Annotated in this window: 20 protein-coding genes; 17 read left to right on the plus strand and 3 right to left on the minus strand. The window is 66.3% G+C overall.

Annotated elements, in window-relative coordinates; translation table 11 throughout:
• Nucleotides 1-509: 509 nt before the first annotated feature.
• Nucleotides 510-1940 (plus strand): DHA2 family efflux MFS transporter permease subunit, encoded by a 1431-nt coding sequence (locus C2L80_RS07490; RefSeq protein ID WP_239938807.1) that lies wholly within the window; start codon nt 510-512, stop codon nt 1938-1940.
• A 435-nt stretch (nt 1941-2375) separates the two neighbouring features.
• On the plus strand, nt 2376-3776 hold the full coding sequence (locus C2L80_RS07495; protein ID WP_103262952.1) for an MFS transporter: 1401 nt from the start codon (nt 2376-2378) through the stop codon (nt 3774-3776).
• Here C2L80_RS07495 and C2L80_RS07500 read toward each other — a convergent pair.
• Nucleotides 3766-4761, minus strand: coding sequence for a CPBP family intramembrane glutamic endopeptidase (locus tag C2L80_RS07500; protein ID WP_103262953.1), 996 nt, complete (start codon nt 4759-4761; stop codon nt 3766-3768). The genes C2L80_RS07495 and C2L80_RS07500 overlap by 11 nt on opposite strands.
• A 550-nt stretch (nt 4762-5311) precedes the next feature.
• Between C2L80_RS07500 and C2L80_RS07505 the strand changes: the two genes are divergently transcribed.
• The 5 genes from C2L80_RS07505 to C2L80_RS07525 all read left to right on the plus strand — a co-directional run bounded on the left by C2L80_RS07505 (nt 5312) and on the right by C2L80_RS07525 (nt 9993).
• Entirely contained in the window at nt 5312-6223 is a 912-nt protein-coding gene (locus C2L80_RS07505) for an ABC transporter ATP-binding protein (protein WP_239938809.1), read from the plus strand.
• The gene (locus C2L80_RS07510; RefSeq protein WP_103262954.1) at nt 6220-7821 is read left to right on the plus strand and encodes a hypothetical protein; all 1602 of its coding nucleotides are present in this window, start codon (nt 6220-6222) and stop codon (nt 7819-7821) included. The genes C2L80_RS07505 and C2L80_RS07510 overlap by 4 nt, the downstream gene beginning before the upstream one ends.
• Nucleotides 7822-7902: 81 nt before the next feature.
• Nucleotides 7903-8340 carry a DUF1648 domain-containing protein gene (locus C2L80_RS07515; protein WP_103262955.1) on the plus strand — a complete coding sequence of 146 codons (438 nt, stop codon included), beginning with the start codon at nt 7903-7905 and terminating at the stop codon, nt 8338-8340.
• Between the two features lie 25 nt (nt 8341-8365).
• Complete coding sequence (locus C2L80_RS07520) at nt 8366-8875, plus strand: GntR family transcriptional regulator (RefSeq protein WP_224759134.1); 510 nt, start codon at nt 8366-8368, stop codon at nt 8873-8875.
• A 2-nt stretch (nt 8876-8877) separates the two neighbouring features.
• Nucleotides 8878-9993, plus strand: coding sequence for a DUF1648 domain-containing protein (locus C2L80_RS07525; RefSeq protein WP_087195590.1), 1116 nt, complete (start codon nt 8878-8880; stop codon nt 9991-9993).
• Between the two features lie 187 nt (nt 9994-10180).
• On the opposite strand, the gene C2L80_RS07530 is transcribed toward C2L80_RS07525, so the two are convergent.
• Nucleotides 10181-11149, minus strand: coding sequence for a ChbG/HpnK family deacetylase (locus C2L80_RS07530; protein ID WP_157941036.1), 969 nt, complete (start codon nt 11147-11149; stop codon nt 10181-10183).
• 131 nt (nt 11150-11280) lie between these two features.
• On the opposite strand from C2L80_RS07530, the gene C2L80_RS07535 reads away from it, so the two are divergent.
• The 6 genes from C2L80_RS07535 (at nt 11281) to C2L80_RS07560 (ending at nt 20372) form a co-directional block, all read left to right on the plus strand.
• Nucleotides 11281-12438: a glycosyltransferase family 2 protein gene (locus C2L80_RS07535; protein WP_087195592.1), complete on the plus strand. Its 1158-nt coding sequence runs from the start codon at nt 11281-11283 to the stop codon at nt 12436-12438.
• Nucleotides 12435-14507, plus strand: coding sequence for a glycosyltransferase family 39 protein (locus tag C2L80_RS07540; RefSeq protein ID WP_129589918.1), 2073 nt, complete (start codon nt 12435-12437; stop codon nt 14505-14507). Before C2L80_RS07535 ends, C2L80_RS07540 begins: the two co-directional genes overlap by 4 nt.
• Nucleotides 14508-15803: 1296 nt before the next feature.
• The gene (locus tag C2L80_RS07545; protein ID WP_092197289.1) at nt 15804-17702 is read left to right on the plus strand and encodes an ABC-F family ATP-binding cassette domain-containing protein; all 1899 of its coding nucleotides are present in this window, start codon (nt 15804-15806) and stop codon (nt 17700-17702) included.
• Nucleotides 17703-17756: 54 nt separating this feature from the next.
• Nucleotides 17757-18053, plus strand: coding sequence for a nucleotidyltransferase family protein (locus C2L80_RS07550; RefSeq protein ID WP_224759135.1), 297 nt, complete (start codon nt 17757-17759; stop codon nt 18051-18053).
• Nucleotides 18054-18169: 116 nt separating this feature from the next.
• On the plus strand, nt 18170-18388 hold the full coding sequence (locus tag C2L80_RS14335) for a HepT-like ribonuclease domain-containing protein (protein ID WP_224759136.1): 219 nt from the start codon (nt 18170-18172) through the stop codon (nt 18386-18388).
• Nucleotides 18389-18731: 343 nt separating this feature from the next.
• Entirely contained in the window at nt 18732-20372 is a 1641-nt protein-coding gene (locus tag C2L80_RS07560; RefSeq protein ID WP_087195596.1) for a helix-turn-helix transcriptional regulator, read from the plus strand.
• A 44-nt stretch (nt 20373-20416) separates the two neighbouring features.
• Here C2L80_RS07560 and C2L80_RS07565 read toward each other — a convergent pair whose 3' ends face one another.
• Nucleotides 20417-22339 (minus strand): flavocytochrome c, encoded by a 1923-nt coding sequence (locus C2L80_RS07565; protein ID WP_193602630.1) that lies wholly within the window; start codon nt 22337-22339, stop codon nt 20417-20419.
• A 610-nt stretch (nt 22340-22949) separates the two neighbouring features.
• Between C2L80_RS07565 and C2L80_RS07570 the strand changes: the two genes are divergently transcribed.
• The 4 genes from C2L80_RS07570 to C2L80_RS14160 all read left to right on the plus strand — a co-directional run.
• Nucleotides 22950-23735, plus strand: coding sequence for a ParA family protein (locus C2L80_RS07570; RefSeq protein ID WP_103262957.1), 786 nt, complete (start codon nt 22950-22952; stop codon nt 23733-23735).
• Nucleotides 23728-24672, plus strand: coding sequence for a ParB/RepB/Spo0J family partition protein (locus C2L80_RS07575; protein WP_103262958.1), 945 nt, complete (start codon nt 23728-23730; stop codon nt 24670-24672). The genes C2L80_RS07570 and C2L80_RS07575 overlap by 8 nt, the downstream gene beginning before the upstream one ends.
• Nucleotides 24669-25925, plus strand: a complete 1257-nt coding sequence (locus C2L80_RS07580; protein WP_103262959.1) for a helix-turn-helix domain-containing protein — start codon at nt 24669-24671, stop codon at nt 25923-25925. Before C2L80_RS07575 ends, C2L80_RS07580 begins: the two co-directional genes overlap by 4 nt.
• Nucleotides 25926-25935: 10 nt before the next feature.
• On the plus strand, nt 25936-26187 hold a 252-nt coding region (locus tag C2L80_RS14160), incomplete at its 3' end, for a hypothetical protein (protein ID WP_204600551.1).

Consider the following 26187-nt stretch of genomic DNA (forward strand, 5'->3'; position numbering starts at 1 on the left):
GGCGGGGCTCGGGCGGCGCTCGGATTTGGGCTTGGCGGGTGAGTTCGACGCGTCATGTTCGCAAATCTCCGTTTTCTGGCCAGCAATCCGAGTTCTGGCACGATTTGACAGTTTGGTTTCCAATGAGGAGTTTGCCGACCTGGGGTTTTTCGCCTGAGCATCCACAGCGGGCCGAAAAAAGCCGCTGATTTGTGCCAGAACTCGGATTGCTGGCCAGAAAACGCCTTTTTGCTTGCACGATCGCCTTTGAAGTCTCCGGCAGAAGCGCATGAATCGGCTTGCGAGCGCGCTTCGCTTGGGCTTGGAAAGGTATTTGGCCCCGTTCGGGTTGTTGTAGTCTTTTCGCGTTCGCGTTCGCGTTCGCGTTCGCGCTGCGCCGTCCTTCGCGTCCATGTATCCGTCTTCCGCTTTGCCCCATTCTCCGCGTTGTGGGAGATGCGGTTGAGGCATCGCTTGGGCTATACTTGACGAGCGTGCGTGGCTGGATGCGCACGCGCAAGGCGGGGCGAATGGGATGGGGTGACGGCATGGGGCGCGAGCGCATTCGCGACAGGCAAAATGACGACGGCCAAAGCGGCGGCGGGCGCGCTGCCGTGTATGCGCTGTTCGCCATCGTGGTGCTGGCCTCGGCCATGGGCAACCTCTCGCAGACGGCGGTCAACGCCATGCTCGGCGACATCATGGGGGAGTTCGGTCTCGACGTCGATCTGGGGCAGTGGCTCACGACCAGCTACATGCTCGTGCTGGGCGTTACGGTGCCGGTTGCCACGTTTCTGTCGCGGCGGTTCTCGGTGCGTCAGCATGTGCTCATCGCCATGACGTTCTTCCTGGTGGGGGCTGTGGCCGATCTGTGCGCTCCGAACTTCGGCGTGCTTTTGGTCGGGCGCGTGCTGCAGGCCGCGTCCGCGGGCATGCTCATGCCGCTTATGCAGACCATCGCCATGACGCGCTTTCCCTGCGGACGCCAGGCGACGGCTATGGGCATCGCCGGCATCGCCATGGGGTTCGCGCCGAACATCGGGCCCACCATCGGCGGCGCGATGAGCTTCTCGTTCGGTTGGCGAAGCTTCTTCGTGCTGCTCGCGGCGACGATGGCTATGCTTGCGGTGGCAGCTGTGCTGGCCATCAGGCCCTCGGACGCGCCGGATCGGGACGCGCGGCTCGACGTGCGGTCGCTGTCGCTTTCGACGTTGGGATTCGGCGGGCTTTTGCTGGCGTTTTCGGAGGCGAGCAGCTTTTCGGTGACGAGTCCCTTCGTGTGGGCGCCGCTTGCGTTGGGTGCTTTGTTCCTCGCGCTGTTCGTGCGGCGGCAGAAGCGCGTGTCTGAGCCGCTTGTCAGCATGGAGATCTTCACCTCGCGCCAGTACCGCGCCGGGTTCATCGCGCAGAACCTGTTGAACGCCTCGTTCATGGGCGTCACGCTGGTCGTGCCGCTGTACGTGGAGGGGCTGTGCGGCGGGTCTGCGCTCGATGCGGGCGTGGTGCTTCTGCCGGGGACGGTCGCGGCGTTTCTGCTCAACCCGCTGGCGGGCGTGCTGACCGATCGCGTGGGCGTGCGCCCGGTCGCGCTCGTGTCGGGCGCGTTTCTGGCGACGGGGGCGGTGCTCATGTCGTTTCTGGACGCCGACACGCCTCTTCTGGTGACGACGCTGTTCCAGGCCGTGCGCGCCGTGGGCGTGTCGGGGCTTGTGGGGCCGCTCACTTCGTGGAGCCTCGCGCGGCTGCCGGGGCCTGTCGTGGCCGACGGCTCGTCGTTCTGCATCGCCGTGCGTCAGGCGTGCGCGTCGCTGGGGACGTCGGCCATGGTGCTCGCCATCGCCGCGGTGGGGGCCTCGTCGGCGGGGGTTGCGGATCCGGCGCTCGCCTACCAGGCGGCGTTCGGATTCTCGGCCGTCATGGCGTTGGCCACGCTTGCGTTTATCGCGGTGAAGGTGCGTTAGGGGCGAAGCTTCGGCGCGGTGTGGCGCGGAGTGTTGCGTGCGGGCGGGGCCTTGGTATCGCGGCGTCGCAGCATCGCGGTAGGCAAACGCGAGGGCGTTGCGGCAGACAAGGGTGCCACGGTGCGACTTGCGCGCTGCAGCGCCACTGTACGCGAGTGGGCGCTTTGAAGGTTGTGGCGCAGCGCTGCTCGGGTCGCAGCGGTGCGGCGTGCGGGTTGCGGTGCTTCGAGGGGTCGCCTTCCCCCGGCGTGCGAATGGGCGCTTCGAGGGGTCGCCCCCCCCCGCCGGCGCGCGAGCGGGCGTCCAGAGGGCGCGACGCTCGCAGACGCGTCGGGTTGCGGTTCGGATGCCTGGCGGTGACGGGTTGGCGGGCGCGCTTCGGCCCGCTCTACACTGGGACGGTTCCGCAACCGCGCCAACCCGAGGAGGACCGGCATGGCCGCATCAGCCCCGACCGCCGCACCGCACGCTCGTCTGGAGAAGCCGCCCGCATACCGCTGGTGGATACTCGTCGCCAACATGCTGGCCTACGGCCAGTTCTTCCTTACGGTGCAGGTGGTGAACGCATTCTCGTCCACCGTGCAAGCTGAATGGCATCTGGCCGCCGCCGACCTTGCGCTGCTGACCACCGTGACGCTGGCGGGCTATGCGCTGGCGAGCGGCATCGGCGGCAAGCTGGAGAAGCGCTTCGGCGCGCGGCGAACCGTGGTGGGCGGCATCGCCGCCAACGTCGTGCTGGGTCTGCTTTTCCCGACGGCGGGGTCGGCGTATGCGGGCATGATCGTGCTGCGGTTTTTGCAGGGGGTGGCGGGCGGTTGCATCGCCAGCTCTGTCGTGTCCTCCACGGTGCTGTGGTTCCCCGTGCGCCAACGCGGGCTTGCGCAAGGACTGCTCATGGGCGTGCTCGGCTTCGGGTTCGCCCTGGCGTCCCTGTGCGCGCCGCTCTTGCTTGATGCAGGGATGACCTGGCAGTTCGCCGCTGCGGTGTTGGTCGTGGCACCGGGGGCGGCCATCGCGGCGGTCTACGCCGTTTCAGTGCGCGATCTGGGCGCCGTCTACCCCGGAGCCGATTCCCTTGCCGACCTGCTGCCGGTCGATGGGCGCGCCGCCGCAGCTGGCACGAGCGGGACGGAGACGGCCGGCGCGAGCGAAGCCGGTGCGTGCGACCCTCGCGCTGGTGTGACTGGCGCTCGCGCCGCCGCGGTCGCCACCGACGCGAAGGCCGTGCCGCCGGACGCCGGTTCGCGGTCGCAGCCCCGCCCGCGAACCATGGCGCAGGCGCGGCATCGCCTGCGGTTCTGGGCCGCCATCGTTGTCGGATTCGTGAACGGGTGGCTCACCTACGGTTTCTCGACGCTTTTGCCTCCGCTGCTCACGGGCGATCTGGGATTTTCGGGCGACGCGGTGGCGGGCATCATGTCCGCGACGTTCGTGATCACGCTTGTCGCCTCACCGGTGGGCGGCATCCTGTCCGATCGCGTGTTCGGAGGAAGGCGCTGGCCGGTGCTGCTCATCGGCAACGCGGTGTCGGCCGCCACGTTGGCGGTCGTGCCGTTTGCGCCGCACGTCCTGGTCACGGGAGTGCTCGTCGGCGCGTATGCCTCCGTGTCGCTGTGCTGCGGCACGTTCTGGACGCTGCCGAGCGAATTGGTTCAGCCGTCCGTCGCCGCGGAGTCGACGGGGTTCGTCACCGCCGTCGCCAACATCGGCAGCGTGCTTACGGGGTTCGTGATCGGCGCGCTCGTCGACGCGACCGCCTCGGCGCTTCCGGCTCTGTACCTCTGTGTCGCCCTCGCCGCCCTGAGCGCTGCGGCTTGTCCGCTCATCAGGCAGTAGGCGCCGCCGGATCGCCTCCTTTGCGGGCAGGGCCGTTTTTCGTCGTGTCGTCGGGAAGGCCCGCCTGCGGCATGGCGAGCGTGCCGGCTTTCTCGCGACGGCGCAGGTCGTACAGCATGAGGGCCGCGACTGCGATAAAGGCGCAGCCGCCGACGATTCCGGTGGGGAGGGGGCCGACGAACGGGTTGCCGCCGGTGGCAGAGAACAGCGCGGCGGCGCTCACGAACCCGTTGAGGGCGCCGTGGCCGATGGCGGCCGCCAGGCAGCTGCCCGTGCGCACGGTGACGTAGGTGAGGAAGACGCCCATCACGATGCAGAAACCGCACATGGCGAGGATGACCAGCACGGGCCAGCCGGGATAGCCCGTGCCGTAGTTATGCCCGATGGCGGTGAGCGGCGCATGCCAAAGGCCCCAGATCACGCCCGTGATCAGCAGTGTCGGCACAATGCGCAGCTTGGCGGCCATCTTCGGCACGAGGTAGCCGCGCCAGCCCCATTCCTCGCCGAACGTCGTGAGGATGTTGAGCGCGGGCGCCATGAGCACGGCGAAAGGCAGCTGCGCGACCAGCGCCAAGCGCAGCATGTCCGCGGGCACCTGGGCTCCTCCGGTCACCTCTGCCTGTTGCTGCACGGTGGCCAGCATGAGCGACATCGAGGGGTCGAAGTCCTGCGGGAACGCAAGGAAGTACACGGCTGCTCCCGCAAGGGTCAGCACCGAGGGCGCGAACCAGGCCACGAGGAACCACGGCAGCGACTTTTTGAATCCATGCGGCTTGATCAGGCTGTTCTTGAACCCTTCCCGTGTAATGAGGCGTGTGATCGCCACGCCGATGGCGGGGAAGAACATGGCGGCTCCGGCTGCGAGCTGCGTTGCGACCGGCGGGATGCCCGCAAGGGCCCCCGTCGAGATGGGATACACCACCCCGAACTCGTACGCCCATGTTAAGGCGAACGTGACTGCCAAAAACACCGTGATGCGCCTCATGTCCCGCTCCTCTCGTTGCCTTCTTCCGTTGCGGCATTCACGCGAAACACCTGTTCGCGATAATACATGGCTCGCATGAAACACGCAAATACCGGTCCCTCTCGCGTCGCATTCGCAGCGGCTCAGCGGGGCGAACGCGCGCCTTGCGCGGGGTTGCGCGACGCAGCGCCCGCATCGCCCTACGCTCGCGGTGCTTGCCCTTGCGCTTGCGCCCGTTGCGATTCGCGCGAACCCCGTGCTCCGCACAGGATACTGGGCATCACTGCTACGCCATCTGGGAGTGGATTCCCGAGTAAGCCCCGTGTCCCGCGCGGGATGCCGGGCGTCCGTCCGCTTGCGTTTCCCGCTGCGGATTCGGATGGAAGTAGGCTTGCATCTTTGTTCCATCTGTTATAGCATAAATATAACAGATGATCGTGCAGAGGTCAACGGCTGCGCGCCGGTGACCTGCGGACGGGCTGACTCTCACAGGTCGACAGCTCGCGATCATCCCCGCGCCTACGTGCAGGGACGAGTGTGCATGAGCCCAGGAACGAGAAAGGAGCGCCCCGTGGATGCAAAGGGCGAGAGAACTGCCCCCGTGCTTTCGGTGAAGCAGGTGGTGAAGACGTTCGGCGAGAAGCGCGCGGTGAACGGCGTGTCGCTTGAGGTGATGCCGGGCGACATCTTCGGATTCGTCGGTCACAACGGCGCGGGCAAAACGACGCTCATCCGCGCCATCGTGGGGGTGGCCGGGTTCGACGAGGGCGACATCCGCATCGTCGGCCAGTCGGTGAGAACGGACGCGCTCGCCTGCAAGCGCGTGTGCGCGTACGTGCCCGACAACCCCGACGTCTACGAATTCCTCACGGGCATCCAGTATCTGAACTACATCTCCGACGTGTTCGAGGTGCCTGCCGATACGCGCCGGGAGCGCATCCGCGCGTACGCCGATCGCCTGGGGCTCACGTCGGCGCTTGGCGACCTCGTGTCGTCGTACTCGCACGGCATGCGCCAAAAACTCGTGCTCATCGGCGCGCTCGTGCACGATCCCGCGCTTCTCGTGCTGGACGAGCCGTTCGTGGGGCTCGATCCCGAGGCGTCGTTCCACGTGAAGGAGATGCTGCGCGAGCTGGCCGGACGCGGAAGCGCCGTGTTCTTCTCGAGCCACGTGCTGGAAGTGGTGGAGAAGCTGTGCAACAAGGTGGCCATCATCAAGCAGGGCGAGCTGCGCGCCTGCGGGCCGACCTCCGAGGTGGTGGGCGACGAAAGCTTGGAGGACGTGTTCCTCGACATGATCGAGCGCGACGTGCAGGGCGCGCGCGGGGCCGACGGCATGCGCGGGATCGACGATGCGCACAGGGCGCAGGGCTCGCAGGGCGCGCACGGGGCTGGTGAGCCCCGCGAGGGGCGGGAGGTCGACGCTGCGCGCGCGTCCCGCTCGGCGCAGACGGGGCGCACGGGGTGCGGGAGGCGGTCATGAGGTCGTTTCTGCTCTTGCTGAAAGTTCAGATGCTGGGCTTGTTCGGCATCAACAAGGCGCTCCATGCCGATGCGGCCCGCGCCAAGCGCACGTTGGCCGTGGCGGCGGTTGCGGCGGTGGGCGTCGTGGCTCTGGTGGCGGCGTACGTGGCGAGCGTGGCTGGATCGTTCGCGCAGGCTGGGCTTGTCGACGCCATTCCGCTCGTCGCGGTGCTCGTGGCGAGCGTGGCCGGGGCGGTGGCGGCGTTTCTGAAGGCGAACGGCGTGCTGTTCGCCTTCAAGGACTACGATCTGGTCATGTCGCTGCCGGTGCGCACGTCGGCGGTGGTGCTGTCGCGCATCGCGCCGCTGTACGCCATGGGCGCGGCGCTCGGCTTGCTGCTGGTGGTGCCCGCGTTCGCCGTGTACGCGGCGAATGCGGGGGCGGGCCTTGCCGCGGCGGTGTGCGCGGTGCTGTCGGCGCTGCTCGCACCGCTCGCCCCGTTGGCGGTGGCCGTGGTTTTGGCGGCGCTCGTCGCGGCGGCGTCGGCGCGGTTCAAGCATGCGGGCGTCGTTGCCGTGGTGCTGACGTTTGCGCTGGTGATTGTGCTGATGGCAGGGTATGCGCACGTGATCGGGCAGGGTGGGGGCTCAGAGCAGCTCGTCCAGCTCGGGGCGGGGCAGATGGCCGCGTTTTCGAGCGCCTACCCGCCGGCTGCGTGGGCGGCGGCGGGCATCGCGCAGGGCGATCTCGCGTCGTTCGGGGCGTTCGCGGCGGTGAACGTGCTGGCGGCGGTTGTGCTGGCGGCGGTGCTCGTGCGGCTGTTCGTGCCGGTGAATTCGTGGCTTGCGGCGGGAAGGGCGCGGGGGACGTTCTCGTTCGACGCCGCGCATGGCGGGGCGTCGCGTGCGGACGCGTCTGCGCGCTCGCCGTGGCGCGCGATGTTCGGGAAGGAGGCGCGCCTGCTTTTGGCCACGCCCATCTACCTGCTCAACGCCTGCATGGGCAACGTGCTCCTCGTCGTGGGGACGGCGGCGCTCGCTGCGGCTTCGGTTGCGGGGGCGCTGCCGCTCGGCGACCTGCCGCCGGAGGCGGTTCCGCTCATCGGGAGGCTTGCGCCCTGGGCGCTCGCGTTCTGCGTGGGCGTCGCGTCCACGACGACGGCGTCGGTGTCGCTTGAGGGCTCGGCGCGCTGGATCATGCTCGCGGCGCCGGTGCCCGCCCGCACGGTGCTCGCAGCGAAGGCCGCGCTCAACCTGGCGCTCGCGCTGCCGAGCGTCGCGGTGGGCGGCGTGCTCGTGGCGCTCGCGCTGCCGCTCGACCCGCTTGCGCTCGTTGCCGTCTTCGCAGTGCCGCTCGCGTGCGCGCTGTTCTCCACCTACGTGGGGCTGGCGCTGGACGCGTTGCGTCCGCGCTACGACTGGACGACGCCGTACGAGCCGGTCAAGCGCGGCATGCCGGTGTTCGCGGTCGCGCTTGGCGGCGTGGCCATCGTCATGGCGGGCGGCGCGGCGGCGATGTTCGTCGGCACGCCGGGGTCGCTCGCGCTTTCGGCGGCGGTGGCGATCGCGTCGATGCTCGTGTACCGCCGGGTCGCGCGGATGGGGTTGGCCGCCTGAGCGGAGATGCGTTTCGGCTGATCGATTGCTGGGACGGGTGCCGAAGGGGGCGGTTTCGAGGATGGAAAGGAAGGGCTTCTCATGAGGCGTGCGAGTGAGGCTGACGAAGCGAACAGGGCATATGGGGCGCGCAGGACGGGCGTAGCGCGCAGGACGGGCGGCGAGGACGGCGAGGGCGTGCCGCGCGAGGTCGCCGGCTTCGCGCGCAAAAGCGGGAAGGTGTTCGAAGGGCGCGGTGGGCTGGCGGTGCTCGTCGCGGTGACGCTCGCGCTGTTGACGGCGGCGCTGGCGGTGGTACAGTGGGTGGTGCTGCCCGACGAGGTGGTGTCGCACGTGTCGCTTTCGGGCGAGGTGAACGGCACCGCGCCGAAGTGGCTGTTCGTGGCGGCCACGGCGGGGTTCGGCCTGTTCGGATCGGCATGGTTCGGCTTCGCTCGCGAGAAGGTCGGCCTGGTCATCGCCGCTGTCGGCGCGGTGGCGGGGGTGATCGATCTCGCGTTGAACCTGCCGTTTTCGTGATGGAGCCTACCAGGAGGGCCCGCTTATGATCATTCGCATCGATCAGAGGTCGGAAGAGCCGCTGTACCTGCAGATACGCAGTCAGATCATCATGGCCATCGCCACGGGCGAGCTTGCGCCCGGTCAGGCGCTGCCGTCGGTGCGCGCACTGGCCAGCGACCTCGGCATCAACCTGCACACGGTGAACAAGGCGTACGCGGTGCTGCGCGACGAGGGGTATGTGCTCATGCGGGGGCGCTCGGGCGCCTACATCGCCGATCCGTGCGAGGACGATCGGCTCGCGCGCGCCCAAGCCGAGCTGGCGAAGATGGAGGACGGGCTGTTCGAGCTGGCGCTCGCGCATCGCGCGCGCGGCGGCAGCTGGGGAGAGTTTTTAGAGTGCGCGCAGCGTCAGGCCGCGCGCGCCTACGGAGCGGGCGAGCGGTCGGAAGCGAGGAACGCGCAGGGCGCGGGAGCGGGCGCGAAGGGCGATGCGCCTTCGACGGGCATCGGCTGCGCCGCGCCGCGCGAGTTGTCGTTCGGGGGAGGCGCGTAGCGGTGGAGGGGATCGATTCGACGCTCATCATGCTGGTCACGTCGCTGATCGTGCCCTTCGTCGGGGCGTTCATGGCGGCGACCCCGTACCTTATGCGCCGCGGCGAGGTGTTCGCCGTCACCGTGCCCACGTCTGCGCAGGGCGATCCGTTCGTCAAAGCGCTCAAGCGCCGCTATGCCGCCATCGTGGGCGGGGCGACGGCGGTGCTCACCGCAGTCGGACTTGGGTGCGCGATGGCGGGCGCGGCGGGCGGCGTGATGGGGACGCTCGTCGTCGGCTCGCTTGCGCTGACCGCGGGAGGCTACGGCCTCATGTTGGCGTTTCGCGCGAAAATGGTCGCGTACAAACGCGAGCGCGGCTGGGAGGCCGATGCGCAGGAGGCCGTCGCGGTGGTGGGCGAGCAGCCTGTGCCGCACGCTATTTCGGTGAGGTGGAACCTGCTGCACCTGCCCGTCATGGCGGTCACGTTGGCGGTGGGGGCGCTCGGATACGCTCAGATGCCCGATCAAATTCCCCTGCACATGGACTTCGACGGAACTGTGAACGGCTGGTCGGAGAAGACCCCGCTCATCATCTGGATGCCCGTGCTCATCCAGGCGTTCATGGCGGCGTGCTTCGCGTTCTCACATTGGACCATCGCGCGCTCGAAGAGGTGGGCCGAACCGGGTGCGCCGGCCACGTCGGCGCTGGCGTACGGCCTGTTCGCTCGGGCGCAGAGCGTCTACCTTGTGGTGGGCGGCCTTGCGGTGTCGGTGGCGATGATCGCCATGCCGCTGTCGTTCATGGGCCTGATTGGCATGGGGCAGACGGCCGTATTCATCATGAGCGCCGTGCTCGTGCTGTGCGTTGGCGGCCTGGCGGTGAGCGTCGTGTACGGTCAGGCCGGCTCGCGCGTGTTCAAGCGCATGCAGGCATCCGACCGACTGCTCGTGGATGACGACCGGCACTGGAAGCTCGGCGTGTTCTATTTCAATCCCGACGATGCGAGCCTGTTTCTGCCTGAGCGCTTCGGCGTGGGCTGGACGATGAACTGGGCGCGCCCCGCCGTGTGGGCCATCGTGGGCGGGGGAGTGGTGGTGACGGTCGCGTTCGTGGTGGCGATGGCGGCCATGACGTAGGGCGCGCGGTAGGTGGCGGTGCGGCGCGTGTCCGGTGAGCGGTTGCTGAGCGTGCGGCGGCGCGCGCTCAGCGCGACGGCCGTCGCGCATCGGTTGGCAGCCTCCGCGAAACGTCCATGGCGTTTGCCCGGCGGTTCCGCTGAGGGGTCGGAGGGGTCTGCGAAAAGCACGCCCGGGCGCAGGGGCCTCAAGGCTCGGCGCGCTGCGAGATCGGTGGGAACCTCTGCAACGCACGCGCTTCCGCGTCGCGTCCAGGGGCGGCGCAGGCGGCGGCGAACGGCGCGTTCTCGGGATCGAGGCATTGCGCGCGCGGTACGCTGACGGGATGGAACAAGAATTCAACGGCCTGGCCTCTTTGCGTGGCCAGCGAGCGAAACGCTGCAACGAGCGCTTCATCTACGCGCTCCATGCATCCCGACAACACAACGCCGCAGAAGAGGGACGTGGCGCATTCGGAGGGAAGTTTGCCGCGGTTCATCCTCCACAGCAATGCGAGCAAGGTGTTCTTCGCGATGTTTACGGGTGGCGCGGCGCGTCTGCGTGCGAGGTGCGGTTCGAGGGGCTCTACGGGCGTTCGCAGGTGGGAGAGCGTGCAGCCGCAGCTGCGAACTGCTGCGAGCAGCGTGTCGAAGACTGCGGGAATGGCGTGCGTGTGCTGGTGGCTATCGAGGCGCAAGGCATGCGCCTGTGCAGGGAACGCCTCCAGAAAGCGTTCGATCTGTGCGACGCATTCGCGCTCGATCTGCGCGCGAGCTTGTGCGCGTTGTGAGCCGTTCGTCAGGCGCGCGAGCCCAAGGAAGTCGTGGCAGAACATACCGCGCTCGTTTACGAGTAAGGGCACGTCGGAGGTGTCGGCGCACGGTGCGCCTTCCACGAGGTTGAGGTGCAGCCCCATGAGCAGCGCCCCGCTCTTCACGTGCGGCGCGGCCAGCGCGGCTGCCTCTTCGAAGGCGGGGCTGTTCGCGAACGCGCTTGCGCTTCCGAGCGCTCCGTGCCCGCCGCACGCGTCGGAGAGTGCGAGGATGGCGCGCGCTTGGGCGAGCGTGATGCCGTAGTCGTCCGCGTGGAACAGCACGCCTCCTGCTGCCGGGTGCGCGGGTTCGGCGGCTTCGGGATCGGGGCCGCCGACGGGGCGATGCGTGCGGTGTTTCTCCATCGATACCTCACATATCGAAAGCCGTTCGTACTCCAACGGGAGTATCTTCGTAAACGTTTTGTTTGGGTTCCGGTCGGGATTCCTGCCCATGATAAACTACCTTCCCAGTCGAGGGAACCGAGGTTTTCGCTATGGATTTTTCGCTCATCGTGCCATGCTACAACGAGGCGCAGAATGTCCGCACGTTCTTTGCGACCGCAACGGAGTGCCTTGACGCCGCTGACATGGCTTATGAGCTGGTGTTCGTGGACGATGGTAGCTCTGACGGCACGATGGCCGTGGTGCGCGCCGAGATCGACACATACCGGCTCATGCGCCCTTTTGGCCGGGGGTCGTTCACAGTGGTGCGCCTCTCGCGCAACTTCGGCAAGGAGGCGGCGCTGTACGCTGGCCTTGAGCGCGCAGACGGCGCGTACGTGGGCTTCATCGATGCGGACATGCAGCAAGACCCTGCCGTCGCGCTTAAGATGATGCACTTTTTGCGCGACCACGACGAGTTCGACTGCGTGGTCGCCGTGCAGGACAAGCGGCACGAGAGTTTGCCGATGAGGATGTTCAAAGGCATGTTCTACCGGCTGTTCAACAGCATGAGCGAGCTGCGCATCGTGGCGAACGCAAGCGATTTCAGGGTGTTTCGCAAACCGGTGGCCGATGCGCTCGTGTCGCTGCGCGAGCAGTTCAGGTTTTCGAAGGGGCTGTTCTCGTGGGTGGGGTTCGACACGTACGTCATGCCCTACGAGGTGCATGAGCGTCTTGCGGGTACGAGCCGGTGGACCGTGCGCAAGCTGTTCTCGTACGCATGGAACGGCGTGCTTGCGTTCTCCACCTGGCCGTTGAAAGCGATTATGTGGATCGGGATGATTTTGGCGCTCGTGTCGCTCGTGCTTTTGGGCATGGACGTATACCAGAACACCGTCTCGACGGATCCTTTGTCCATGAGCCAGATGCTGATGGACGTCGTGCTGCTTCTGGGCGGCGTGCAGATGTTCGTGCTGGGCGTGATCGGAGAATACGTGGCGCGCGCGTACGTGGAGGCGAAGAGGCGTCCGGTGTACGTTGCGCGCGAGGAGTTCGTGTCGCGTGCGATGCCGGTGGCGGGAGAGTTGGGGAGCGGTTCAACTTCGTCTGCGGACGGGGCGGGCGCACGCGCTGGCGCAGACTTGACGGGAAACGGGGTTGGCGGGGGCCGCAAGAACGATGCCGTCGATGTCGAAGAGGCGGTGCGACAAGCGGTGCTGCGCGTGCTTGAGGCCCAGGCGGCGCGTTCAGAGAACGGGGCTTGTGCGTGAGCTCGTTTGAGGTCGCACGACGACGCACGGATGTTGGCGCGGACGAGCGGGCGTGGCGACACATGGACGCGGGCGCGCATGGGCGGGCGTGGCGACGCGTGGGCGCATGGGCGAGGGCGTGCGGGCGGGCTGAGGAATCGCCCGAGGCTTTGAGGGCCGAGGATCTGAGCGCCGTCCGATCACGTGCGATCCATCTGATCGTGTTGGTCGCGGGCGTGGCGTTTTTGCTGGCGAACGCCTTTCACGGCAACGTGTGGTTTGACGAGAGTTATTCGGTGGCCATTGCCAACCATTCGTTCGCCGATATCTGGCGCATCGGGGCGGGCGATGTCCATCCAGTGCTGTTCTATTGGGCACTTCATGCGCTTAATCTGGTGTTCGGGCAGAATGTGCTTGTGTATCGGCTGTTTGCGACGGCGGGCGCGGTGGCGCTCGCTTGTTTGGGCTACACGCACGTAAGGCGGGATTTCGGCGCGCGCGTGGGCATCCTGTTCTCGTTTTTCGCGCTGTTCACGCCTTATGTGGCGACGATGGCCGTCGAAGTGCGCATGTACTCGTGGGCCACGTTTTCGGTCATGCTGTGCTGCATGTACGCCTATCGCATCGCAAGCGTTCTGCGCCGACGGGGGCCGCGCGGTATCTGCGCGAGCGCGCAGGGTCTGCGGCTTTGGGGGGGCGCGCCGCGGCGTTGGTGGATCGTGCTGTTCGCGTCCGGCTTGGCGAGCGCGTACCTGCATTACTTCGGCGTGATCTCCGCGTTCGTGGCGAACGCGTTTCTCCTGTGTTTTCTCGTGTGGCGGGTCGTGCGCTTGCGGCGGATCGGAGGCAGCGGGGGTGGGGCGCTCGCCGTGTTCCTTGCGGGCTCGGTCGTGCAGGTAGCGCTGTATGCGCCGTGGCTTCTCGTGCTGTTGCAGCAAGCGGGCGTGGTGTCCGATTCGTACTGGGCGAACATCGTTTTTCCTACGACGTACATCGAACTGGCCACCTATCCCGTGCTAACGAGCCAGGTGTCCTTCGCGCTGCGCGGAGCGTACGGAGAGGGCTGGGAGGCTGCGCTCAACGTGCTGGGTGCGGCGGCGTTGGCGGTCGCGGCGGCATTCGCGATCCGCGCTGCATGGCGCGGGGTGCGCGTCTGTCGTGCGATGTGCGCCTGTCGTGCGTGCGGGCTGCGTGCGGGTGGCGGGGGATGCGCGAGCGGGCCACGTGTGACTTCCGGAAAGCGGGCTGCTTCTCGGGCATGCGGGGAGGAGACGCCGTGCCGCGCGTGCGGGGCGATGCAGGACGATGCGGGAAAGGCGCGCGGGGCTGCGCGGACGGCGCGGCGCGATGGCGGCGCGCGGCGTGCGGGCGATGCAGTACCTGGGGCGATGGCGCGGCGGTTGCAGCGCGCGGCTTCGTGGGCGACATCGGACAAGGTGTTGCCCGTGCTGCTGGCGCTTGGGGTGTACGGCGGCGTGTACGGCATAGCGTGGGCCGCCTCCTTCGCCCTGGACTCCCTCATCCTGTACTACCGCTACCTGTTTGTGGCTATCGGTCCTTTGCTGTTCGCGTGCGCGGGCGTGCTCGCGCGGGTGCGTAATCGGGCGCTTGTGGGGTCGGCATGTGCCGTGCTGCTGGGGGTGTCGGTGGTTCATCAGGCGCTTTCGGTGATGGACAGCTACGATGCGCGCAACGTCGAGCCGCTTGTCTGCCTTCAGGAGAAGGTGGATGCGCTTGCCGAGGAGCAAGACGCCGCCCCCTTGGTGGTTTCCTCCGATATCGGCTTTCAGGGCGTGGCGGCGGTCGTGCTTCCTGAGATTCCCCAAACCTATCTGGATTGGCAGCAGGGGAATTGGGGCTTGGCGTACGAAGCGTACGCCCCCGTGCTGACGAGCGAGAAATCGTGGGAGCTCATCTTCGAAGGGTTTCACGGTCAATTCGTCGTGTTGGGGCAGACTCAGGAGGAGGGGCTGCCGCGCGATGTGGCCGATCTGGCCCAGAAAGATGGATTCTGCCTGATCGAAGCGCAGACGTTCTATCGACCCTACGAACGCACTTGGTTCACCGTGGCCGTGATGGACAAGGCGTGAGCCTCGATCTTCGAAGTCGGCCTTGCGCTTTGGCTGTGTGCGAACAGCGGTTGGGATATGGGCTGCGAGCGTTGGGCGGCGTACGGCGGGCGGTGGCGGTGAGCGAGTGCGGCGGTTCGGTTGGTGTCGGACGGCGATGCGGCGAACGGGCGGCGTGCGGCACGTGATCGGTGCGCGGATGGTTGGCGACGGGTGGTACGTGGGCGTTGGGTTGAGACGGGCAGGAGCCGGGCATTGGCTGCGCGGTATGCGATCGGGTTCTGCGGGGCGGCGAACGTCGCGAACTTTGGGTGTTTTCCGGATTCCGCAGGAGGCCGCGCTGACAGACCCTGGGCCGTCTCGTACGTTCGGTAATAGATCTTCCATTTCTTTTTAATATTTGACCGTTGTGGACAAAAAGGCAGCAAGATTCTGCGTCTCCCACATTTTTTGTTGCATTTACAACGAAAATGGCAGCAAGAGGGGCTAATCTAGGGTTGAAAAGGAAGTAAGTAGGCTCTTTCGGTACAATATCGGGAAAAATTCGGCAATTCATTACCGAGCGCGGACGGGGGAAGGCGTAGACGAGGGACAAGCGCAAGCAGGGCGGCAAGCGCAGACGGGGAGCGAGAGTTGACAGGGGGCGAGAATTGACAAGGGGGCAGCATGAACAGGGGCGATTGTAGACAGGGGGCGAGTATCGGCGAGGAGCGGGCGTTTCTCACTTGTCAGCATCGATGCAAGCCTGCGTTCGCGGGGTTTCGAGCCGAGCCTCGTGCGACCAGGCGCCGCGAAAACCCCCGTTTGGGGCTTCCGTAACGCTGGCAGGGTCGTGTGCGGAGGGTTGGCTTTGTTATGCCAATGGCGGCTTGCCGGAGGGGTATGCGCGGGCGTGGGGCGCGGGATGTGTGCGATGTGCTTGAGGAGGGTGCTAGGGCTCTGCGTGCAGGGGAATCCGCGATTTTTGGCCAGCAAATCGAGTTTTGGCACGCTTCGAGTCCGTCTCAAGGCGCTTTTACCATAACAGAATTCATCGACCTGGGCTTTTCCCAAATGCGGATATCTTTTTTGGGTTGAAGAGGGAGGCATGCGTGCCAGAACGGGATTTCGTGGCCAAAAATCGGAGGATTCTCTGCACGGGGGCGATTGCACAGATGGTGCCGCAAGGGGTCGTGGGAACGAGTTGCGCGTGGTACGGAGTGCGCGGATCAGAGATTGCGGCAGTCGTATGGGGGGGGGTCTGAGCGGGATTCCTCCCGTCGTATCGTGCGTGCGCTATAATCGCCTGCGGATGGTGGCGACGAAGGATGGAGCGGCATGGCGTTTCTGCTGGGATGCGAGAAGGTGCGGGTGGAGTTCCCCACGAAGACGGTGTTCGAGAGCGTGTCGCTCGGTGTGGACGAAGGCGACCGCGTCGGCATCGTCGGGCGCAACGGCGATGGCAAGTCCACCCTGCTCAACCTGCTGGCAGGCAGGCTCGAACCCGACGAGGGCCGCGTGCTGAGAAACGGCGCTGTGCGCGTGGGCGTGCTGGGGCAATCCGACGACTTTCGCGACGACGCCACGGTGGGCGAGGCCATCGTGGGCGAGCGGCCCGAATACGAGTGGGCGGGCGACGCGCGCATCCGTGGCATCATCGCCGGGCTGGCTTCCGACATTCCTTGGGATGCGCAGGTGGGCGCGTTGTCGGGCGGTCAGCGGCGGCGCGTGGACCTCGTGCGGCTGCTCATCGGCGACTGGGACGTCCTTGCGCTCGATGAGCCGACGAACCATCTGGACGTGCGCGCCATCACGTGGCTGGCGGGGCACCTGAAAAGCCGTTGGAAGCAGGGGGCGGGGGCGCTGCTCGTGGTCACGCACGACCGCTGGTTCCTCGACGAGGTGTGTTTGCGCATGTGGGAGGTGCACGACCGCATGGTCGAGCCGTTCGAGGGAGGTTTCTCGGCCTATATCATGCAGCGCGTGGAGCGCGACCGCTTGGCGGCGCTGGCTGAGCAGAAGCGCCAAAACGAGCTGCGCCGCGAGCTGGCGTGGCTCTCACGCGGGGCGCGGGCGCGGGCGACGAAGCCGAAGTTCCATGTGGCCGCCGCGCAAGCCCTCATCGCCGACGTGCCGCCCTTGCGCGACGAGCTGGCTCTCAAGCGCATGGCCATGGCGCGCCTTGGCAAGCAGGTGGTGGACCTCGAGCACGTCATGGTGCGGTTCGAGGGCGAGGACGGCTCGGTGCGCACGGTGCTCGACGACGTGGACTGGATCGTCGGTCCGGGCGACCGCTTCGGCATCGTCGGCGGCAACGGCGCGGGGAAGACCACGCTTCTGCGCGTGATCCAGGGCTTGCAGAAGCCGAGCGCGGGGCGCGTGAAGATCGGCCAGACCGTGCGCTTCGCCGTGTTGTCACAGCATCTTGACGGCCTGTCCGATGCGGGCGACGACCGCGTTCGGCAGGTGATCGGACGCTACAGCCGCCGTACGATGCTCGACGGCAAGGAGATGACGCCCGCGCAGCTGCTCGAAAAGCTGGGCTTCTCGCGCGCCGACCTCAACGAGCCGGTGCGCGATTTGTCGGGCGGGCAGAGGCGGCGGTTGGCGCTCATGCTCATCTTGCTGGACGAGCCGAACGTGCTCGTCCTCGACGAGCCGGGAAACGATCTGGACACCGATATGCTGGCCGTGGTGGAGGATCTGCTGGACGGCTGGCCCGGCACGCTGCTTTTGGTCACGCACGACCGCTACCTCATGGAGCGCGTCACCGACCACCAGTTCGCCCTTATCGACGGCAAGCTGCGCCATCTTCCGGGCGGGGTCGAGGAGTATTTGGCGCTGGCAGATGAGCGCGAAGCGACCTGGTCCGGCGCTCGTCGGCAGACGCGAAGTCGATCGGACGGTTCTGCTCGCACGAAGCATCGGCAGGACGCTTCGGCTCGTGCGGAACTCGCTCGGAGCGCATCTTCCGATGATCACCTGGAGGCAGAGAACGCTCGTCCGCAGCTTTCGGGCGGCGAGATCAGAACGCTTCGCAAGCTCATGCAGTCGAATGAACGCAAGATGGAAACGCTGAAGGGGAAGATAAGCGACGTCCGCGAGCAGATGGCCGCCGCCGACCCCACCGACTTCACCGCTCTCGGCGATTTCCAATCCCAGATCAACGATCTGCAACAGCAAATAGACGCCCTCGAAGAAGAATGGCTCGAAGCCGCCGAAACCTTGGGGGAGTAGGCGCGCCTCCGTTTGTTCGGGAGGCATTGCTGTACTGGGTAGAAGCAAGAAAGGATGCCTTGCGTGCTCGATATTGAAACCATTGCGAAAGGCGTGCAGGAGTCGATTCGCGACTATCCGGTAAAAAAGATCGAGCTTTTCGGCTCGTATGCTGAAAACCGTCAGACTGAGGAGAGCGATGTCGATCTACTCGTTGAATTCACTTCGCTTGCCGTGTCGCTGCTCGTGATTGCTTCGTTGCGGAACCGTCTTGAGAATTCCCTTGGCGTTTCGGTCGACCTCATTCACGCGCCTATCCCCGAGGATTCGATTCTCGAGGTAGGGAAGCGGGTGACGTTGTATGAACAATAAGAATTTCGCTGTGCTCGAGAAGATGCTCGATGAAATCGCTATCGCTCGGTCGCTCATGCGCGGCTCTGATTTGACCTCGTTTCTTCAAGACGAAATGCTCAAACGAGCGGTGTGCATTGACGGTTGTCACTGGTGGCGAACTGGTCAAGAATCTTGATGATGATTTCCGTGTGGCGCATGCGAATGTGCCGTGGAAGGATATTGCGGGATTTCGCGATGTCGCAGCTCGCAAGTATCAAACGTTGCGTATGGAGGACGTGTACGTAACTGCAAGCGACGACTTTGACGCGCTCGCAACCATGCTCGGAGAAATAATCGAAGCGGAGAAACGGTAGCATGACCCCCCCCCTATGCGCGATGCCCGCGCGAGGGGCTCACACGGGCATCGTGGGTGCCGCTAATGTCGGTGGAGGAAGGGCCGCCGGGGTTCGCCGCCTTGCGGGTGCAAGCAACAGGCTGGGCCGACCCGTCGAGCAAAGCCCTGCTGGGCCGCTGAGGTTTGCCGCCCCGCGGGTGCAAGGAAGGGCCGCGGAGGCTCGTTGTCTCGCGAGCGTGAGGAAGGGCCGGCGGGGCCCCGCCCTGCGGGTGTCGGGAGGATCGCCGGCGCGCAGGGCGCGGTGCGGAAAAGCGTACTTAGCTGATTTCCCGTGCGGGAACCTGCTATGATATGATTTTGCTATGATCGAGGGGAAGAAAAGGGGAAACGGCGCTCGCGTGCCCGCTGTCGACCGGCATCTTCATACCGGCTCGTTCGCGGCGTTCAAGGCGACGTTTCTCCCTGGTTTGAGCCTCGCCTTCTTCGGGATCGGGCTCTATCGCCTTTGGTACCAGTTCAGCTTCTACAACCTGCACTTCTCCGCGGATATGGGCATGGTGACGGTGGGCGCGAACATCGCCCGCGTGGCCGTGATCGCGCTGCTCGTGCTGCTCGCGCGCCGGGACGGCTTCTCGCGGGCGGCGCGGGGCGTGTTCGTGTGGTCGGGTTTCGTGCTGATGACGGCCTCGAGCGTGCTGTACCTGATCGACCTCTTTTTCAACACGGCCGATTTCGAGGCGCTGCGCGTGGTGGTGGGCGGCGTGGGGCTTGTCGGGGGCGAGGTCATCTGGGTGTTCTTCCTTGAACGGCTCAGGCCCGGCGAGGCGTTTTTCTACGCGGCGGGCGGGCTGGCGCTCTCGTGCGCGTTGTCGCTTGCGATGGGGTATCTGGATCCTGCCGTCTCGGGCATGATCAACCTGTTCGTGCCGGCCCTGTCGGTGTTCGCCTACTGGCAGGCCATGGCGCGGCTCGACGAGCGCGGGCGCGCCGGAGAGGGGGCGGGCAAGGCCCCGGGTGCGGACGCGCTGTACGAGCGGGATCCGCTGCGGCGCGGCGTGGCGCAGGTGCTGGCTGCGTTCTTCCTGTACGCGTTTTTGCTGGGCATGGCGTTGGGGTATCCCGACGGGCGCGAGCGCGAGCTGTCTCAGGCGGTGCGCTCGATCCACCAGGTGCTGGTCGTGGTGCTGGTTGCGCTTGTCGTGTGGCTCGTGCTGGTGCGGGGGCGCTCGTTTCGGCTTTCGGGGTACTGGCTGTTCCAGAACGCGCTCATGATGGCGAGCATTTGCTTTCTCATGAGCGGACAGGCCGGCTCCGAGGAGGCGAGCGCGTTTCTGCTCACCAATGCGGTGACCTGCTTCTACATCCCCCTCGTGTTCTTCTCCTACTGCATCGGGCGCCATGTGCGCCAGCCCACGACGATCGTGTACGCGGCGGCGTACGGCGGCTCGCTTCTGTGCATGGCCGCGGGGCGCATCGTGGTGTACGCGGTGGGGCCTGCGCTCGACCACGGATTGTGGCTGCTCATCGCTATGGCGATCGTGGTCTTGGTGGAGGCGACGCTCATCATGCGTCCGCGTTTCATGGGGGATTGGCCGGTCGGGTTCGAGCTGTGCCGCGCCGCGTCCAAGGCGTCGGGAGGCGGCTTCGTCGAAGAGGGGCGCGCCGACGGGAGCGCGGATGCGCGCGCGGTTGAGGACGCGGGCGCATTCGGTGGCGGGCTAAGCCCTGCGAGCCCGGTTGCGGCGTTCGCGCGGCGGTTTGGCCTGAGCGAAACCGAGGAGGCCATCGTGTCGCTCATCGCGCAAGGGCGCAGCCGCGCCTTCATCGCCCGGACGCTCAGCTATTCGGAGAACACCATCAGGAACTACACGAGGACCGTGTACCGCAAGGCGCAGGTTCACTCGAAGCAGGAGCTGCTCGACAAAGTGGCCGAGGCCCGCAGCGAAGGTGCGGGCCTCGGCGGGGAGGGTTCTGCGGGCGCGAAGCCCGGCGGCCCGGATTAGGGGCGGCTTGGGTCAGAGGCAGTTCGGACTGGGGACGGCTCGGACTACGCCCCGGCGTGTTGAGCCGCCTGTGCGCCGGCGTTGCGACCGAAGGTGATGCAGTCGGCGATGGCGTTGCCGCCGAGGCGGTTGCTGCCATGGATGCCGCCGGTGCATTCGCCGCATGCGTAGAGGCCGGGGATGGCCTGTCCGCTCGCATCGAGGGCTTGCGACGAGACGTTGACGCGGATGCCTCCCATGGTGTGGTGGACCGTCGGCACCTTGCGGCATGCGTACCAGGGGCCTTCGGTCATCTGCTCGTCGGCTGTGTTGTTGGCTGTGAAGCCGAAGGGGTCCTCGATCTCGCCTGCGACCACTTGGTTATAGCCGTCGATGGCGGCTTGCAGCTTCGCAGCGTCCATCTCCGTTTGCTGCGCAAGGTCCTCGATGGTCTCGCCCTTCACGATGTGGCCGAGCGCCAGCATGTTCTCGATGGTGGCGCCGTTTGAGTCGGGTTCGGTCTCGGAGGGGTAGCGCACCTTGTTGACGACGATCCAGTACGTGGAGTCGGGCTGCGCGAAAATGGCCTTGCACAGCGTGTCGCGCTCGGCGCCCTCGTTGACGAAGCGGTCGCCGTCCTTGTTCACGAACACGCGGTTGCGGCCCGAGGTGCGGATGTCTTCCATGAGGCCGGTTCCGGGCGTGCCGCACGGGTGCAGCTGGATATCCGACAGGCCGATGAGCTGGGCTCCGGCCTCTTCGGCAAGCTTGAGGCCCTCTCCTTGCGCGCAGGGCTTGATGTTCGTGCAGCCGATGGAGTCGTCGAGTTTCACGTCGGCCCACACCCCGTCGTTGACCTGCTGGCGGTACTCGACGTTCGCGCCGAACCCGCCCGTGGCGATGACGACGGACTTCGCGTTCACGACCACGTCCTGGCTGCCGCGGTGCACGGCCTTCACGCCGGTCACCGTGCCGCCGTCAAGGACGAGTTGCGCGGCCTGCGTTTCATGCAAGACGGTGATCTGGTCGGGATGCTCTTCGACGAACGCCTCGAAGGAGCGGATGTAGGTGTTGCCCGACGGCGTGGCGGGGTAGTGGCTGTGCTCGCCGAGCGACCCGGTGGCCGACCCCACCTCCTCTTTGAACTCCACGCCGAGCGATTCGAGCCAGTGGACCGAGTCGAGGGCGTTGTCGGTGAGGTAATGGATGAGCTCGGGCGTGCCCTGCTCATGGCCGCCTTCGTACGTGGTCTGGTAGAACTGCTCGATGGAGTCCTCGATGCCCTGTTTTTGCTGGCGCTCGGGGTCGACTGCGTTGAGCGCTCCTTCCGAGACGTTCGTCGAGCCGCCCGTGATGCCGCATTTCTCCACCACGACCACCTGGGCGCCCGCTTGGGCGGCGGCGATGGCCGCCGTGAGCCCCGCGCCGCCGGCCCCGATGACGCACACGTCGGCATCGTAGGACGCCTCTACGCTGTCGTCCGGTCCGGGGGCGGCTTCGAGCGCGTCTGCGGCGCCCGCCTGCTCGGCGCAATCCCTCACGCCCTGCTGCAGGCACATGCTGGACAGCGTGGCGCCGGTGACCGAGTCGATGTCGAGCGTTTGATACTCGATGATCTGGTCCGAAAGCGTTTCAAGCGCCGAAGCGCCCACGCCGAGCGATTCCTGGCTCGTGGCGGCGTCGATGGCGGTGACGGCGCTTTCCGAGAACGTCACGTCGATGGTGAACGGGGCGTTGTGGCCGGTGACGTTGGCGGTGTACGTGCCCGCCTTCCAGCCTTGCGCCGCGCCTCCCGCGCCCGATTCCGCGCTCGGCGACGCGCACCCTGCGAGGCCGAAGCCCATCGCGGAGCCGCAGACGCCGATGAACGCCGCGCCCTCCAAGAACGTCCGGCGGGTGACGCCGCCTCGCTGGAACAGCGCCGCGCCGCTTGCGGCACCGTGCTTCGCGACCGCTTCGAGCGCGTCGCTGTGGCGAGAATCCCTCATGTGCGATCCCTCCTTCTGCCCGCTGTGCGGGCGATCGGTGATGCCTACGGCCCGGAATCGTAGGACCGGGGAGGGAGCGAGCGCTAGACGCAAAGGGTACCCACCTGTGTCCAAAAGGTACTTTTTGCGCGTTTGGGCTGATGAGGAGCGCGTGGTGGGCAGGGTGTCTGCGACGGGGGCGCCCCGCGGCGGGGAGGGGCCGCTGCGGGGCGCGAGGGAGCGGCGCCCGCCTGCGGGACGCGGCCTGCAGGCGGCAAGGCGCCCCTAGCTTTGCTCGGCAATGAACTTGCCGGTCAGGTAGCCGTACGTCATGGCGATGGAGTGGCTGGCCCCGGCGAGCGTGGCCGGATAGTCGCCGAGGAATCCCCGGCTCCTGTGTTTTCCGGCGCAATCCCGTCTTTATGGTGAAACCATAATACCAGGTGAAAGGCGTGTTCGCAAAAAACACGGGAAACGAGGAACGCATCGGGACGCTTGCGGAAACTCCCGTTTTTCCCGTCTCCATCCCGTGCGCATCCCGTCTTTTCGCTTTCCGCGAAACGGGCGCTCTCCCTTGAAACAGCCGCTCTGACCTCCCGTTGCGGGCAACCGCAGAAGGGAGGCACCCATCATGCCATGCAGGACCATCGCCATCGCCAACCAAAAAGGGGGCACCGGCAAGACGGCCACGACCCTGAGCCTGGGAGTGGCGCTCGCGCGCCTCGGGAGGCACGTGCTGCTCGTGGACGCCGACCCGCAGGGCGACCTCACCAAGTCGCTCGGCTGGGGCGACCCCGACGCCCTTGAGGTCACGCTCGCGAACCACCTGAGCGCAGTTATCGAGGGTGAGGGGCTTGAGCCTCGCGAGGGCATCCTCGCGCACGGGGAGGGCGTCGACCTCGTACCCGCGAACATCGAGCTCGCCGGGATGGAGATGCCCATCCTCATGGCGATGTCGCGCGAGCAGCTGATGAACGTGTGGCTCTCGCCCCTGAAGGCGGACTACGACTTCATCATCATCGACTGCGCACCGACGCTGGGGATAATCCCCGTGAACGCCCTCGTCGCCGCCGACAGCGTGCTCGTGCCGGTGTCGGCCGAGTACCTTCCCGCCTCCGCCATGACGGCGCTCTTGAAGACCGTCGGGCGCGTGCGCCGGCAGATCAACCCCTCGCTTTCCGTCGAGGGCATCCTCATCACGCTTTCCGACGGCCGCAACAACCTCGCCCATGAGGTCGAGCAGACCATCCGCGCGCAGTACGGGGGCAGCTACCGCGTGTTCGAGACGGTCATCCCCCGCGCGGTGTCCGCAGCGGAGGCCCCCGCAATGGGCGCGAGCATCTTCTCCTACGACGGGCGCGGCAAGACGGCACGCGCCTTCGAGCGCCTTGCGGAGGAGGTGTCCGGCCGTGGCTAGGAAGAGAATCCCCATAGCGCTCCCTGGCGTGGACGAACTGTTCACGTCCCAGGAGGAGCGCGACGGCTCCGCCCTTGCGGGCGTGGCCGACATTTCGCTCGCGCTCATAGACCCGTTCCCCGGCCATCCCTTCCAGGTGCGCGACGACGAGGAGATGGGACGGCTCGCAGGGAGCATCGCCGAGAACGGGGTGCTGGTGCCGCTCACGGTGCGGGCCTCGGGGTCGGAGCGCTACGAGCTGGTGAGCGGGCGCAGGCGCGCACGCGCGGCGGAGCTGGCGGGCTTGGGGAGCGTGCCGTGCGTCGTGCGCAGCCTGACCGACGACGAGGCGACCATAGCGATGGTGGACTCGAACCTGCAGAGGGAGGCCATCCTGCCGAGCGAGCGGGCGTTCGCGTACTCGATGCGCCTTGAGGCGATGAAGCGCCAGGGACAGCGCACCGACCTCACTTCTGTTCAAGTTGAACAGAAGTCAAGCGGCAGGTGGTCGCGAAGCATATTAGCCGAGGAACTTGGCACAAGCGAGGCCAAGGTTCAGCGCTTCATACGGTTGACCTTCCTCGCCCCCGGGTTCCTCGCGCTCGTGGACGAGGGGCGCATGAAGATGCTCCCCACCGTGGAGGTCAGCTACCTCGCCCAAGACGAGCAGGAGCACCTGCTGGACGCCATAGGCGCGCAGGCGGCTACGCCCTCGCACGCCCAGGCCGTCAAGATGAAGCGATACTCGAAGGAGGGTGCGCTCACGCCCGCCCTCATCCGCTCCATTATGGAGGAGGAGAAGCCCAATCAGGTCGAGCAGGTGCGCATCCCTAAGAAGAGCATCGCCCGTTTCTTCCGACCTTCCGCCACGCCGGCCGAGATGGAGAGCCGCATCGTAAGGGCCCTTGAGCTTCTTGAACAGGCGGAGCGCCGCCGCGATGGGATGGGCGGTGCATGATGGGCAATGTGATGCACAAGGGCAAGGGCTCCTTCACGTTCGTGGAGAACACAATATTCTTCGACCTTGGCCTCTCGGCGAAGGCCAAGGGGATCTACTGCCAGATACGCTCCCTTGAGGGCAACCCCGAGTGGGTGTTCACCATCAAGGGCTTCGCCTCCCTCGTGCGCGACGGCGCGGACGCGGTGACCGCCGGCATCAAGGAGCTTGAGGCGGCGGGCTACATCATCCGCGCCCGCAAGCGCAGCGAGAACGGGCGCTTCCTCAAGGCCGAGGAGGCCACCTGGATCACGCTCGACGACCCGGCGATGCACGATGACGTGTGCGCGGAGCTGAAGGCCGACGGCTTCGCCATTCTCTCTGAATTCGATCACGCCTCACAGCACGTCGCAGCTTCTTGTGACGAGGTGTCAAAGCAGGAGTCGAAACAACCTCTCGTCACTCCTGAAACACGCGAAACAGGCAACTCTTCCCAGTTCGGAGCCAGAACGGGAAAACCCGTATCTGGAAAAGCCACATCTGGGAAACCGGCACCTATAAATTACTCATCCAATAAATCCCCTCAACCTGATAAACAACTCATCTCTTGCGGCCCGAAGCCAATTGACAGGTCAAAGGAGAGGGGCGAGGATGTGTTCGAGGAGTTCCGCAAGGGCGAGTTCCCGGAGGCCTTCGAGCGGCTGTGCGCCATATCCCTCAAGCCGCTCACCTCGCTCAAGTTCAAGCGGGACTGCCTGAAGGTCTGGAAGGCAAAGGCGGCGTCGGGCTTCGAGCCGGAGCAGATCGTCGACGCCTACGCGGCCTACGCCAAGGACTACTGGATCAGGAACGGCGACGACAACCGCCTCGCGAAGAACCTGCCGCGCTGGCTCGAATGCGGCGACGGGCTGGCCGCCTGGGCCGACGAGCCCATAGCGCCCGACATCCTGGGCGCGGACGGCGAGCCGCTGGACATGCCCGGCCTCGCCCAGGCCGACCCCGGCTTCGCGAAGCTCTGGCGCAAGGTGCAGACGAGGCGCAGCGTCATGCGCTCGCAGCTCTACATGGGAGGAGAGCGCCCTCCCGAGTCGGAGGTGCTGGCGCTGTGCGAGCAGGACGGCCCCTACCAGCGCTATTACGCCGCCTGCGAGGAGCGGTACGGGCGCTACCTTAAGACGCTCGGAGTCTTCGCCGCCAACGCGGACGAGCTCTCGCACATCCGCGAGGAGTTGTCGCACCCCTCGTTCATACAGGCCGGAAGGGGGTGCGCGTGATGCGGGTCTTATGGCGCTTCCTGAAGTGACTCCTCCGCTCGACGTCCGCTTCATGCGACGCTTCCCGCCTTCTGCGGCGAAGTCCTCTGCGGAAGGCGTGCAGAAGCGCTTGGGGCACGAGGGCGGGCGTTATACCCCAAGTTTGAATCAAAAATCCCTCGTATTCCTAGGGCTATCAGGGGATACGAGGGATTTTAGAGGTAATAAATATGTAGTGGAATTTAACTCTTCAACCAGATTTCATAACCGGGTTTTCTCGAGT

Origin of the sequence: Rubneribacter badeniensis (assembly GCF_002899695.1) — a bacterium.
GTDB lineage: Bacteria > Actinomycetota > Coriobacteriia > Coriobacteriales > Eggerthellaceae > Rubneribacter > Rubneribacter badeniensis.